The 12,911-nt window shown below is 64.6% G+C and carries 12 protein-coding genes; 6 read left to right on the top strand and 6 right to left on the bottom strand.

The genetic code is table 11. The features are described 5' to 3' along the window. The first annotated feature begins 67 nt into the window (after window positions 1–67). The 3 genes from HS968_RS20580 (at window position 68) to rimI (ending at window position 2,649) form a co-directional block, all read left to right on the top strand. Window positions 68–1,063 carry a GlxA family transcriptional regulator gene (locus HS968_RS20580; RefSeq protein ID WP_182368480.1) on the top strand — a complete coding sequence of 332 codons (996 nt, stop codon included), beginning with the start codon at window positions 68–70 and terminating at the stop codon, window positions 1,061–1,063. Window positions 1,064–1,207: 144 nt separating this feature from the next. Beyond that, entirely contained in the window at window positions 1,208–2,011 is an 804-nt protein-coding gene (locus HS968_RS20575; protein WP_182368479.1) for an energy transducer TonB, read from the top strand. Between the two features lie 185 nt (window positions 2,012–2,196). Then, the gene (gene rimI, locus HS968_RS20570; protein WP_021488733.1) at window positions 2,197–2,649 is read left to right on the top strand and encodes a ribosomal protein S18-alanine N-acetyltransferase; all 453 of its coding nucleotides are present in this window, start codon (window positions 2,197–2,199) and stop codon (window positions 2,647–2,649) included. A gap of 294 nt (window positions 2,650–2,943) precedes the next feature. Here the strand turns inward: rimI and HS968_RS20565 are convergent, their stop codons facing one another. Genes HS968_RS20565 through hmpA form a run of 3 tightly spaced genes read right to left on the bottom strand, consistent with a single transcriptional unit; the run spans window position 2,944 to window position 5,557 of the window. Continuing rightward, window positions 2,944–4,119 (bottom strand): NnrS family protein, encoded by a 1,176-nt coding sequence (locus HS968_RS20565; RefSeq protein WP_182368478.1) that lies wholly within the window; start codon window positions 4,117–4,119, stop codon window positions 2,944–2,946. After that, window positions 4,106–4,357 carry a transmembrane sensor/regulator PpyR gene (locus tag HS968_RS20560; protein ID WP_182368476.1) on the bottom strand — a complete coding sequence of 84 codons (252 nt, stop codon included), beginning with the start codon at window positions 4,355–4,357 and terminating at the stop codon, window positions 4,106–4,108. Before HS968_RS20560 ends, HS968_RS20565 begins: the two co-directional genes overlap by 14 nt. 18 nt (window positions 4,358–4,375) lie before the next feature. Next, the gene (hmpA, locus tag HS968_RS20555; protein ID WP_182368475.1) at window positions 4,376–5,557 is read right to left on the bottom strand and encodes an NO-inducible flavohemoprotein; all 1,182 of its coding nucleotides are present in this window, start codon (window positions 5,555–5,557) and stop codon (window positions 4,376–4,378) included. Between the two features lie 194 nt (window positions 5,558–5,751). On the opposite strand from hmpA, the gene norR reads away from it, so the two are divergent. After that, the gene (gene norR, locus HS968_RS20550) at window positions 5,752–7,302 is read left to right on the top strand and encodes a nitric oxide reductase transcriptional regulator NorR (RefSeq protein ID WP_182368474.1); all 1,551 of its coding nucleotides are present in this window, start codon (window positions 5,752–5,754) and stop codon (window positions 7,300–7,302) included. A gap of 128 nt (window positions 7,303–7,430) precedes the next feature. Here the strand turns inward: norR and HS968_RS20545 are convergent, their stop codons facing one another. The 3 genes from HS968_RS20545 to HS968_RS20535 are packed head-to-tail and all read right to left on the bottom strand — an operon-like array spanning window position 7,431 to window position 9,118. Beyond that, window positions 7,431–8,357 carry a class I SAM-dependent methyltransferase gene (locus HS968_RS20545; RefSeq protein ID WP_182368473.1) on the bottom strand — a complete coding sequence of 309 codons (927 nt, stop codon included), beginning with the start codon at window positions 8,355–8,357 and terminating at the stop codon, window positions 7,431–7,433. Then, complete coding sequence (locus HS968_RS20540) at window positions 8,350–8,688, bottom strand: FKBP-type peptidyl-prolyl cis-trans isomerase (RefSeq protein ID WP_182368472.1); 339 nt, start codon at window positions 8,686–8,688, stop codon at window positions 8,350–8,352. The genes HS968_RS20545 and HS968_RS20540 overlap by 8 nt, the downstream gene beginning before the upstream one ends. 1 nt (window position 8,689) lies before the next feature. Beyond that, window positions 8,690–9,118 (bottom strand): group II truncated hemoglobin, encoded by a 429-nt coding sequence (locus HS968_RS20535; RefSeq protein WP_182368471.1) that lies wholly within the window; start codon window positions 9,116–9,118, stop codon window positions 8,690–8,692. A 211-nt stretch (window positions 9,119–9,329) separates the two neighbouring features. On the opposite strand from HS968_RS20535, the gene HS968_RS20530 reads away from it, so the two are divergent. Both HS968_RS20530 and HS968_RS20525 read left to right on the top strand, forming a co-directional pair. Further along, window positions 9,330–11,693 (top strand): DNA polymerase II, encoded by a 2,364-nt coding sequence (locus HS968_RS20530; protein ID WP_182368470.1) that lies wholly within the window; start codon window positions 9,330–9,332, stop codon window positions 11,691–11,693. A gap of 197 nt (window positions 11,694–11,890) precedes the next feature. Continuing rightward, window positions 11,891–12,877, top strand: a complete 987-nt coding sequence (locus HS968_RS20525; RefSeq protein ID WP_182368469.1) for a TerC family protein — start codon at window positions 11,891–11,893, stop codon at window positions 12,875–12,877. The last annotated feature ends 34 nt before the right edge of the window (window positions 12,878–12,911 follow it).

The following is a 12,911-nucleotide window of genomic DNA, read 5'->3' as shown; positions in this document are numbered from 1 at the left end:
GCATTTGGCGCTGAAATGTCGCTTGCTTGAAGTGTCTTGAACGACATCTTTCGAGCGTTATCGGTCAATGTACGATTTCACCCTCATCGCCCTGCCCGGGGCTTTCGCCACGGCGGTCAGTGGCACCCTGGACATCCTTGCGTGCGCGGCGCGCCTGTCGCGTCAGGTTGGCTGCGCCGTTCCGCGCTGGCGGGTCTGTTCGACAGTCGCCAGCGTGCCCTTGAGTAGCGGCTTGCGTATCGAGGCGCAGCCGCTGCCTGAGGCGGGTCAGGCTGACGCCTCGGTCTGGCTGCTGCCGGGGCTTGGTGTCACCGATGCACAAAGCATAGCCACGCGTTTGGCCCAGGAGGACGCCCGCAGGGTCGCTGCAGACCTTCGTGCGCATGCGGCCAGCGGTGGCACCCTGGCCGCAGCCTGCACGTCGGTGTTCCTGCTGCAGGAGGCGGGGTTGCTGGCGCGGCGGCGGGTGACTACCACCTGGTGGCTGGGCGGCCTGTTGCAAAATCGCGCGCCCGATTGCCAGGTCGACGTTGCCCAGGTGCTGGTGGCCGATGGCGAGTTGCTGACAGCAGGCGCGGCCTTTGCCCATATCGATCTGATCATGCACCTGCTGCGTTGCCGCTTCAGTCCGGCGCTGGCGGAGGCTGTTTCGCGGGTGCTGCTGATCGATGGTCGTCAATCGCAGGCACGCTACATCGATCCGGCATTGCTGGCCGGTGGCAACGAACTGGTGGCGGATCTGGTCGCGCGTTTCGCGGCGGCACTGCCAAACCCGCCGAGCGTCGCTGAACTGGCAGCGGAGCGGGCGATGTCCAGTCGTACACTGGCGCGGCATGTGCGCAAGGCCACCGGCGGCAGTGTTTCCGCTCTGTTGCAGGGTGTGCGCATCAACCGTGCGCGCCTGTTGCTGGAGAACTCCCGCCTGTCGGTCGAGCAGGTGGCGGAACAGGTCGGTTATGCCGATACCTCGGCGTTGCGCCGGCTGATGCGCAAGTGGGCGCGTGGCACGCCGAGCCAGTTCCGTCAGGTCGTTGGCCAGATACAGGGGCGTGATGGTGACTAGAGGCCGTTCGTGCTTCCCGCGCGGGGTATTTCACGCGACAATTGCCGCCATCTTGCGACGTTGCTGTGTAGACGTCGCGATCCCCAATCCTGTTGCCGTGCCCAACGCCTGTTGGAGCGGCGCATCTTTGCCAGTGGAGGCCGTGTGATCCCCGAGCAGCGCCGACGTGCCTACCTCGACGCGATGCAGGTTGCCAGCTGGCTGCCGCGTACCGTATTGCCTTTCGCTGCCCCGTCACGCCCCGAGTTGCTCGAGCCGCCGCAGGCTGAGGTCGAGGTGGACGTGGTCGAAATGCCGGCCGAGCCGAGCGCTCCGGCGGTGGCTGCCGTGCGTGAAGCCTCGGCGGCAGCGGTTGTCGAACGGCCGAAGATCGAGATTCCGCGTCCAGGTGCCCAGCCGCGCCAGGCAGTTGTCGAGCCGGTAGCTGCAGAACCGGAGTCGGTCGAGGAAAAACCGCAGCGCGTTAGCCTGCCGCCTCCGCGTTTCGCCCTGCAGTTGCTGCGTGCCGGTGACTGCGCCCTGCTGGTGGAGCTGCCTACTGGCCAGCCTTTCCAGAGCCGCGACCCGGCCTACATCCTGCTCAAGGATCTGCTGCGCGCCGCCGGCTTGCCGGATAGCCCGCAACTGCTCGGCGAGCCAGTGCGCTGGCCACTGCTGGTGCGCGGCAATATGGATCAGGGCCCGCAAGCGGCGCTGGAGTTCGTGCAGAGCTTCGTTGCCGCACGGCTGGAAGAGCAGCCCAGTGCCTGCCTGTGGTTGGTCGGCCTGCCGGCCATTCGCTTCGCCGGTGAGGGCGACGAACATAGTTACAACCGCGAATCTCAGGTCGAAGGGCTGGGGACGTGCTGGGCCTTGCCGGGCCTGGAGCTGCTGATGGAAGAGCCGGCGCGCAAGCGCGAGCTGTGGCAGGCGATGCGGCGTGTTCGTCAGCGCTGGCTAGCTCCGTAAAACTATTAGCTGTGTGTCGGCCCTGCTGTGTTTAAAACAATCTGGCACGCCAGCCCGGCCGAAATACTCATGTACAAAAGTACAGTCGCCCGCGACTCCGACCGTTTCTCACTTGTTTTTGCGGGGGCGCCATCGGTATTGCATGGCTCTAGCTCGCAAGATCGTAGATATTTTTGAGTATTCCAATGAGCGATGCGATTTCCTTCCGCCCGATGACCGAGGCGGATCTCGATGCCGTGCTGAAGATCGAATACGCCGCCTTCAGTCATCCGTGGACGCGCGGCATCTTCACCGACAGCCTCAAGTCCTATAACTGCTGGCTGATGTTCGAAGGCAATCAGCAGGTCGGCCATGGCGTGATCAACCTGATCCTCGACGAAGCGCACCTGCTCAATATCACCGTCAAGCCGGAAAGCCAGGGCCGTGGGCTTGGCTTGCGTCTGCTCGAGCACTTGATGAAAGAAGCCTACGAGCTGGGTGGGCGCGAGTGCTTCCTCGAAGTGCGCGCCAGCAACCAGAGTGCCTACCGCCTGTACGAGCGTTTCGGCTTCAACGAGGTGGGGCGTCGCCGTGACTATTACCCGGCGGTCGGTGGACGAGAGGATGCGCTGGTGATGGCCTGTACGCTGGTCGATTGAGGCCGGGGTATGTACCGGGCGGCGATCCGTTCGCGAAGCGATCGCCGGCGATCGCGAAGGTAATCGGCGGACTGTTCGCTTGCGCTCCTGAGTCCGCCCTACGGTGCTGGTCGATTGAGATGAAGCTCGGTTGCTTCGTCTTGGGTGGTGCGCACGGCGCACCCTACCCGTAGTTCGTCTGGGCTCCTGAGTCCGCCCAGGGGCGCTGGTCGATTGGGATGAAGCCCGGATGCTGCGTCCTGGGCAGTGCGCCCTCCCCGTAGGGTGCGCCGTGCGCACCGAAATTTCCGCCAATCACCCCGGATGCCCATCGACCCGCGCCTGGCACAGCATCGGCGCGTAATACCAGGCGAACAGGACGAAGGCCGCGCCCCAGCATACGACTGCCAGCCATAACCAGCCGCTGCCGGCGGCGACCCTGATCAGTGCGCCCAGATTGAGCAGACCAAAGGCCCAGGCCATCGCCTTGGGCGGTTGCAGGGCGCGACCGGTATGGCCGAGGCTGACCCGCGCCATCATCGCCAGGATCAGCCCGCCCATCGCACCCACTGCCAACGCATGGCTGGCCAGGCTGGGGTGCGTCAGCCAGCCCAGGTGCCAGGCGGCCATGCTGAGGCTGGCGACCAGCAGCCAGGCGTAGCCCAGGTGCAGCGACCACAACAGCGGCACGCCCCAGATGCCGCGTAGATGCCAGCGCCACAGACGCAGGCCATGCAGCACGCTCAGCAGGATGAAAGGCGCGGCCAGCCACGGGTGGCCCTGCAGGTTATGCCCGCTGGCGAATAGCGCCGCGACCAGTACGCCGCAGGCTAGCAGCAAGCGATCCAGCCAGGGGTGAGTGGCGAATGCCTCGACTCGACCCAGGCCGCGCTGGGTGAAGAAGGGGATCACCCGGCCGCCGATCAGGCTCAGCAGCACCGCGACCAGCCATAGGGCGGCCAGCGCCCCGCGACGCTGCAGGTTGTCATCGCCCAGCGCCAGACCCGTGAGCGTGAGTGCCTGGCACAGCGCAAGCAGGCTCAGCACCAGCAGGATCGGGTAGTTGTTGCGTTGCCGGGCCGCGATCAGTTGGCGCGCCATCTGCGCGATGAACAGGCCGATAAAGGCCAGTTGCAGTGCGATCAGCACCGCCAGCGATGCGGGTACGAACCAGGCCAGGCGTGCCGCCAGCCAGACGCCGAACAGGCTGATCAGCGGCCATCCGCTCAGGCCTGGGCGGCCTGTCCAGTTCTGCACGGCAGTTAGCAGGAAACCGGCGATGATCGCCAGACCGAAACCAAAGGGCATCTCATGACGATGCCAGGCCAGCATGCCGCCGGGCACCGCCAGGCCCGGTGCACCATGCAGCACCGCCGCCCAGAGGGCGACGGCGAGCAGGGCGAACAGGGCGCCAGCGAGAAAGAACGGGCGAAAACCCAGGCGCCAGACTGGCGGGATGCTCAGTGCCTGTTTGCGATCAAGCAATTGCATGAACACCGACCCTCTTTTTCAGACGTTCCTGCGCGATCAGGCGCAGCACATAGCCGATCTTCAGCAGGCTCGGACCGATCAGCGTCAGGCTGTGCGCCAGCACCAGTGTCGGCACATTCAGGTAGCGTTCCAGGCCATAGGCCGCCAGCAGTCCCAGAAGCAGCAGAGACAGGCCGCTCCAGAGCAGTTGGCTGGACAGGTGCAGAATGTGTGCGGGTGGAAGGTTCAGCGGGTACATGTGTCACCTCCTCATCGATCAACTATCCAGGGCCGAAGCCGGGCCGAAGAATTCGTAGCGGCTCTGCTCGTCCGGTACGCCCAGCGCCTGCAGGTGGCGTTTGACCTGCGCCATGAACGGTTTCGGGCCGAGGAAGTAGGCGTCCAGATCGCGATCAGCCGGCAGCCATTGCGCCAGCAGATCGCGGCTCAGCAAACCGGTGGCGTCGGCGGCATCGCCCTCGCATGGTTCGCTGTAACAGACGTAGTGGCGAATCTGCGGATGCTCGGCGGCATGGGCATCGACCCAGTCGCGGAAGGCATGCACCTCGGCATTGCGCGCGCAGTGGATGAAGTGGATCGGCCGGCCACTGTGTCGCGCGGCATCGAGCATGGCCAGGGCCGGGGTGATGCCGACGCCGGCGCTGATCAGAGCCAGTGGCTTGTCCGACGCGTTCAGGGTGAACTCACCTGCCGGTGGGAACAGCTCCAGTTCGTCACCGACCTGGACGTTATCGTGCAGGTGGCTGGAGACCCGGCCGCCAGGCTCGCGCTTGACGCTGATGCGGTATTCGCGACCGTTGGCCAGGGCCGAGAGCGAGTAGTTGCGGCGTACTTCCTCGCCGTCCAGCAGCAGGCGCATGCCGATGTACTGGCCAGGCTGGTAATCGAGCAGGGCACCAGCATCGACAGGTGCCAGATGGAAGGAGGTGATCTCGGTGCTCTCGACGACCTTGCGTGCTACGCGGAAGGCCCGCGCGCCGCGCCAGCCACCAGGTGCCGTAGCGTTGTCCTGATAGAGCTGTTCCTCGGCACCGATGAAGATATCGGCCAGTTGCTGGTAGGCCACGGCCCAGGCCTCGATTACCGTGTCGGTGGCAATTTCCTCGCCCAGCACTTCACGGATCGCGCGCAGCAGGCAACTGCCGACGATGGGGTAGTGCTCGGGGAGAATCTGCAGGGCGACGTGCTTGTTCACCACCTGGCGCACCAGCGGGCCGAGTGCTTCGAGTTTGTCGATATGGCGGGCGTACATCAGCACGCCGTTGGCCAGAGCGCGTGGCTGATCACCACTGGCCTGATGCGCCTGGTTGAACAGCGGGCGTACCTCGGGGTACTCGCTGAGCATCATCCGGTAGAAGTGCGTGGTGAGCGCTTCTCCGCCGCTTTCCAGCAGGGGTACGGTGGCTTTGATCAGGTCACGTTGAGCGTTGGTCAGCATATGGGGTATCTCCGCAAGGCAAGTAAAAGACGCCGGTGTGGCTCGTATGGCCAGTTGTGGCGTGCTAGCGTTAGCGGTAGATACCTTTCAGAAAGCATGCCATTTAAATAATCTTTAAATATCAATGGCTTGCTTGTTTTGTTGTATTAATGACTCGCTTTGCGTGTGGGTCATAAAGACAAAGAGTAGTCTAAGTGACCGCTAACCCTCTGCTGGAAACTCTGATTCCCCTGGTCGCTGATCTGTCCCGTGAGCTGGATGACAGCGAGCGTTACCGCCGCCTGCTCGCCGCCTTGCGCCAGCTATTCCCCTGCGATGCCGTGGCGCTGCTGCGGCTCGATGGTGAAATTCTGGTGCCGCTGGCGGTCGAGGGGTTGAGCGCCGATACCCTGGGGCGACGGTTCAAGGTCAGCGAGCATCCGCGTTTGGCTGCGTTGCTGGAGCACGCCGGGCCGACCCGTTTCGCTGCTGATTGCGGCCTGCCTGACCCCTATGACGGCCTGGTCGAGGGGCTGCATGGCCACCTTGAAGTGCACGACTGCCTCGGTTGCCCGCTGTATCTGGACGAGCAGCTCTGGGGCCTGCTGACCCTGGACTCGCTCGATCCGGCCAGTTTCGGGCGGCTCGATCTGGACAGCCTCGACGCCTTTGCCAGCCTGGCGGCGGCCACGGTCAAGGTCAGCGAGCGTATCAGCGGCCTGGCGCAGCGGGTCGAGACTGAGCGTCAGCTCACCGAGCTGTACAAGCAGGCGCGGCAGCGACCGCGCGAGTTGGTGGGGCAGAGCGCGGCGCTGCGCAAGCTGCAGGACGAGATTCGTCTGGTTGGCGACAGCCCGCTGACCGTACTGATCACGGGCGAGACCGGCGTCGGCAAGGAGTTGGTGGCCGAGGCGATTCATGCCGCTTCGCCGCGCGCGCAGCGCCCGCTGGTCAGCATCAACTGCGCAGCATTGCCCGATGCGCTGGTGGAGAGCGAACTGTTCGGCCATGTGCGCGGCGCTTTTTCCGGGGCGATGAGCGAGCGTAGCGGCAAGTTCGAGCTGGCCGATGGTGGCAGTTTGTTTCTCGACGAAGTGGGCGAGTTGCCTTTGGCGATCCAGGCCAAGCTGTTGCGCGTGTTGCAGAGCGGCCAGTTGCAACGGGTTGGCTCGGATCGCGAGCATCGCGTCGATGTGCGGGTGATCGCCGCCACCAACCGCGACCTGGCGGCCGAAGTGCGTGCCGGACGCTTTCGCGCCGACCTCTATCACCGCCTGAGCGTCTATCCGCTGCCGGTGCCGCCGTTGCGTGAGCGCGGTCGCGATGTGTTGTTGCTGGCCGGCTACTTCCTCGAAGAGAACCGCGCCCGGCTCGGGCTGCGCAGCCTGCGCCTGAGTGCCGAGGCGCAGAAGGCGCTGCTGGGCCACGACTGGCCGGGCAACGTGCGTGAGCTGGAGCACTTGATCGGCCGCGCGGCGATCAAGGCGCTGGCGCGCCATGGCGAGCGTCCGCGGATTCTCAGTTTGGACGTGCAGGATCTGGACTTGCCGAGCAGTGAGACGAGGGCAGCCGTCGAGGCCGTGTTGGCGTCCGGCGAGCCGGTGCCGGAAGGCGTGGAGCTGCGCACGGCGGTGGACGCCTTCCAGCGACAGTTGATCGAACAGTGCCTGGCGCGGCATCAGGGCAAATGGGCCGACGCGGCGCGCGAGCTGGGCGTGGATCGCGCCAACCTCAGCCGCCTGGCCAAGCGGCTGGGCATTAAGTAGGGTGCGCTACGCGCACCGGGTCTGTCAGCGTTGGTTGGCGGTGCGCACGGCGCACCCTACGATGAGCAAGGCGTTAGCCCGTAGCCCGGATGTAATCCGGGGCCAGCAATTCCCGGATTTCATCCGGGCTACAGTTGGAACACCAACGCTTTCAGGTCACTCTCGGGGGATATGTCGGGGAACTCCGGCGGGTTGTCCAGACGCTCGACGAAGCGCAGTTGCGGCGCCTCGGCGGCCATGCCCTCAACGAGAAAGTCCGGGCCGATATCCGGGTCGTTGACGCAGGCCAGCACGGTGCCGTGCTCGGTCAGCAGCTCAGGCAGGCGCCGGAGAATCTTGGCGTAATCCTGAGTGAGAGCGAAGCTGCCTTTCTGAAAGCTTGGCGGGTCGATGATCACCAGGTCGTACGGCCCGCTCTTGCGCACCTTGCCCCAGGACTTGAACAGCTCATGGCCGAGAAACTCCACCCGGGAGAGGTCGTGCCCGTTCAGGCGATGGTTGTCGCGCCCGCGCGACAGGGCCGCACGGGCCATATCCAGATTGACCACATGCGCGGCACCGCCGGCGATGGCCGCGATGGAGAAGCCGCAGGTGTAGGCGAACAGGTTGAGCACGCGCTTGCCGGCGGCCTGTTCGCGCACCCACTGGCGGCCCAGGCGCATATCGAGGAATAGGCCGCTGTTCTGCTTGCTGCCCAGGTCGAGCAGGTAGTGCAGGCCGTCCTCGACGATGGGCCATTGCGCTTGTGGCTCACCGGCCAGCCATTCGCTCTCGCTGCCGTGCACGTAGCGGTGCTGCAGCAGCAGGCCACGTGCACCGCTGGCCTGCCATTGTGGCGTTTCCAGCAGTTCCATAAGCAGCGGCCGCAGCGCCGGTGACGGTTCACGGAACAGCATTACCAGGACGATGCCGGACAGCCAATCGACGGTGATCTGTTCCAGCCCCGGCCAGCAGCGACCGCGGCCATGGAACAGGCGCCGGGTCTCGTTGCCGGGGTGGTTTTCCAGTGCCTGCAGCAGGTGCTCGCGCAGGGTGACGAGGGCGGTGTCAGTCATCGCGGGTCAGCACTTCCAGCAGCTCGATCTCGAAGGTCAGGTCGGAGTTGGGCGGAATCGCGCCCATGCTGCGCTCGCCATAACCCAGGTGTGCCGGCACCTGCAGCTTGCGCTTGCCGCCGACCTGCATGCCCATCAGGCCCTGATCCCAGCCCTTGATCACGCGACCGGTACCGATCACGCACTGGAACGGCATGCCGCGCGAGTAGGACGAGTCGAACTCGCTGCCATCGGCCAGCCAGCCGCGATATTGGGTAGTGATCAGGGCGCCCTTGACCACGGCCTTGCCGTCGCCGGGTTGCAGGTCTTCGATGATCAGTTCGTCAGTCATGTCAGGTTTCCTTGCGGTGACGGTTTTGGCTGGCCTGTACCGAGCGTTCGGCGGGTACGCGCAACTGGGTCAGCAGATAATCGGCGAAGGCCGGTGCATAGTTCTGCAGGGCGACGGCCCCGGCCATACAGCTCAGCCAGCTTTCCGCCAGCGCCTGGTCGATTGGCCACTGGGCATGGAAGGCCGGAATGCTGATGCCGCCGTATTTTTCGGCGAACAGGCGTGGGCCGCCCAGCCAGCCGCTCAAGAAGCACGCCAGCTTGTCACGCGAGGCGCTCAGGTCGGCTGGGTGCAGGGCGCGCAGCGCGGTGGCCTCGGGGCGTTCATCCATCAGCCGGTAAAAGTCGTCGACCAGACGGCGTAGGCCGTCGATGCCGCCAGCGGCCTGGTAGGAGGCATCACCGGTGCCGTAGGGAGGTGTGTCGCTCATCGCGTTGTTCCGCGGAAAAGGCGCCATTGTAACCGCTGGCGTAGAATGCTCGGCCAGTTTGGTTCGAGGTAATGGGTAACTGCAGAGGCTGTTTTCTCCCCTCTCCCATTCATGGGAGAGGGGCCGGGGGAGAGGGGAAAAGCTAACACCCTCTCCCCAGCCCTCTCCCGCAAGCGGGAGAGGGGGCCGATCGTGCTTGCCTGAAACGATGATGACGCAACCCCAGCAAGGCTTCGTGCTCAGCCGCCATTGGCGTGATACGCCGGAGGGTACAGAGGTGGCCTTCTGGCTGGCGACCGATGCCGGCCCGCGTCAGATACGTCTGCCGTGCCAGGAGATGGTCGCCTTCATTCCCGCCGAGCAGCGCGCCTGGGCGGAGCCGCTGTTGCGTAATGAAAAGGGCGTTGAGCTGCGCGAGTTGGCCTTGCGCGACTTCAAACGCCGCCCGGTGCTGGGCCTGTATTGCCGCCAGTACCGCCAGTTGCTGCAACTGGAGAAGAAGCTGCGTCAGGTTGGCGTGGATGTGTACGAGGCCGATATTCGCCCGCCGGATCGTTACCTGATGGAGCGCTTTATCACCGCCAGCGTGCTGTTCGACGGTATCGAGCAGGCGGACGGCAGCCTGCTCTGCAAGTCACTCAAGCCCGCCGCCGATTACCGCCCGGCGCTGCGCCTGGTGTCGCTGGATATCGAGACCAGCGCTCGCGGCGAGCTGTATTCCATTGCCCTGGAAGGCTGTGGTCAGCGCCAGGTGTATATGCTCGGCCCGGCCAATGGCGACGCCAGCATCGTCGACTTCGACCTGGAGTACTGCGACAGCCGCAAGGCGCTGCTCGAACGCCTGAATGCCTGGCTGCAGCGGCATGATCCGGACGCCATCATCGGCTGGAACCTGGTGCAGTTCGACCTGCGCGTGCTGCGCGATCACGCCGAGCAACTCAAGGTGCCGTTGTTGCTGGGGCGTGGTGGCGATGTGATGGGCTGGCGCCAGCACAACAGCAGCCAGCACTACTTCGCCGAGGCGGCCGGACGGCTGATCATCGATGGCATCGAGGCGCTGCGCTCGGCCACCTGGAGCTTTTCCTCGTTCAGCCTCGAATCGGTGGCGCAGACCCTGCTCGGTGAGGGCAAGGCCATCGACACGCCCTATGCACGGATGGACGAGATCCAGCGCATGTTCGACGAGGACAAGCCGGCGCTGGCCCTCTACAACCTCAAGGACTGCGAGCTGGTCACGCGGATTTTCGCCCACACCGATCTGCTCGCTTTCCTCCTGGAGCGCTCCAGCGTCACCGGTCTGGCGGCCGACCGCAGCGGCGGCTCGGTGGCGGCCTTCACTCACCTGTATCTGCCGCCCATGCACCGCCTGGGTTTCGTCGCGCCGAACCTCGGCGACATTCGTGGCGAGAACAGTCCCGGTGGCTTCGTCATGGACTCGCGCCCCGGCCTCTACGACTCGGTGCTGGTGCTGGACTACAAGAGCCTGTATCCATCGATCATCCGCAGCTTTTTGATCGACCCGCTGGGCCTTGTCGAAGGCCTGCATCAGCCGGATGACGAACACTCGGTGGAGGGCTTTCGTGGCGCACGCTTCTCGCGTACCCGGCATTGCTTGCCGGCCATCGTTGAGCGCGTCTGGCAGGGGCGCGAAGCGGCCAAGCGCGAGGGCAACGCAGCCTTGTCGCAGGCGCTGAAGATCATCATGAACGCCTTCTACGGCGTGCTCGGCTCCAGTGGTTGCCGCTTCTTCGACCCGCGCCTGGCTTCATCCATTACCCTGCGTGGGCACCAGATCATGAAGCGCACGCGCGAGCTGATCGAAGCCGAGGGGCATGCGGTGATCTACGGCGACACCGACTCCACTTTCGTCTGGCTCGGTGGTGCGCATGGCGAGAAAGACGCCGCGCGGATCGGTCGTGGGTTGGTGAGCAAGGTCAACGCCTGGTGGCAAGAACACCTGCTGCGTGAATACGGCCTGAGCAGCGCGCTGGAGTTGCAGTACGAAACCCACTACCGACGCTTTCTCATGCCGACCATCCGCGGCACCGAGGAAGGCAGCAAGAAGCGTTATGCCGGCCTGGTTCACAACGAGGACGGCAGCGAGCGCATGGTGTTCAAGGGCCTGGAGACGGTGCGCACCGACTGGTCGCCGCTGGCCCAGCGCTTCCAGCAGGAGTTGTATCGCCTGGTGTTCGCCGGCCAGCCCTATGAGGGCTACGTGCGCGACTACGTGAAACGCACGCTGGCCGGCGAGCTGGACGAGCTGCTGGTCTACCGTAAGCGCTTGCGCCGGCGCCTCGACGATTACCAGCGCAACGTGCCACCGCATGTGCGTGCCGCGCGACTGGCCGACGAGCACAACCAGCGTCTTGGTCGGCCCCTGCAATACCAGCGCGGCGGCTGGATCAGCTACCTGATCACCACTGCCGGGCCACAGCCGCTGGAGCGTTTGCAGTCACCCATCGACTACGAGCACTACCTGAGCCGCCAACTGCAGCCGGTAGCCGATGCCATCCTGCCGTTCGTCGGCGGCGACTTCACCAGGCTGGTGGATGGGCAGCTCGGGCTGTTCTGAAAAACCTCCGGCGCCGCTCTGGGCAGCCGTTCGCGTCGAGAAACTGGCAACTTGCCGTGAAATACTTTGCAAAATTCGCCCCGTTGAGCGGCGTTCGCGGCCTGAGTATCTTTGCGCCCGTGATGCCGGGCCCCTCTGGCGGTTAATACCGCGATGTCGGAATCACAGTCTGTTCAATCTGACTGTAGGAGGGGCTCATGACTGCCCTAGAACCGTTCCTCTTCGCCGACTTCCTCGGCACGGCCACCTGGTTGTGGCTGGTCTTCATCGCTGTCGTCATCTCCCTGCTGGCCTTCGACCTTGGCGTACTGCATCGCGATAACCGCGAAATCGGTGTGCGCGAGAGCTTGTTGCTGTCCGCCGGCTACATCACCGCAGGCCTGCTGTTCGGTGTCTGGGTGTTCTTCCAGAAAGGCGGCGACGCCAGCATGGATTACGTCACCGGCTTTCTGATCGAGAAATCGCTGTCGATGGACAACGTGTTTCTCATGGCCATGATCTTCAGCTTCCTCGCCATCCCGCGGCAGTACCAGCACAAGGTGCTGTTCTGGGGAATCATGGGCGTGCTGGTGCTGCGGGCGATCATGATCGGCCTGGGCGCTGCGCTGATCCACGAGTTCGCCTGGATCCTCTACGTGTTCGGCGCCTTCCTGTTCTTCACCGGTGTGAAGATGCTGTTCTCCAAGCTGGACGCCGAGCCTGACCTGGAAAGCAACGTGCTGGTGAAATTCCTGCGCAAGCACCTGCGCGTGACCGACGACCTGCACGGCGAGCGCTTCTTCGTGCGTCAGGATGACGGCAAGGGCCGCAGCGTGCTGTGGGTGACGCCGCTGTTTCTGGCGCTGATCCTGATCGAGTGCGCCGACCTGATGTTCGCCATCGACAGCGTGCCGGCGATCTTCGCCATCACCCAGGATCCGTTCATCGTCTACACCTCGAACATCTTCGCCATCCTCGGCCTGCGTGCCCTGTACTTCGCCCTGGCGGCGCTGATCCACCGCTTTGCCTACCTCAAGTACGCGCTGGCGCTGGTGCTGGTGTTCATCGGCGCGAAGATCTTCCTGGTCGGCATCATCGGCAAGATCCCGGCCGTGGTGTCCTTGAGCGTGACCCTGGGCCTGCTGATCGGCGGCGTGCTGCTGTCGTTGTACAAGACCCGTGGTCAGCCGCCCGCCAAGATCTGACGGATAAGCTTTTTGCCCGGCTACGCCCCGTGTG

It is taken from the genome of Pseudomonas berkeleyensis (assembly GCF_014109765.1).
Classification (GTDB): Bacteria; Pseudomonadota; Gammaproteobacteria; order Pseudomonadales; family Pseudomonadaceae; genus Aquipseudomonas; species Aquipseudomonas berkeleyensis.
This window is presented reverse-complemented; position numbering and strand designations above follow the sequence as displayed.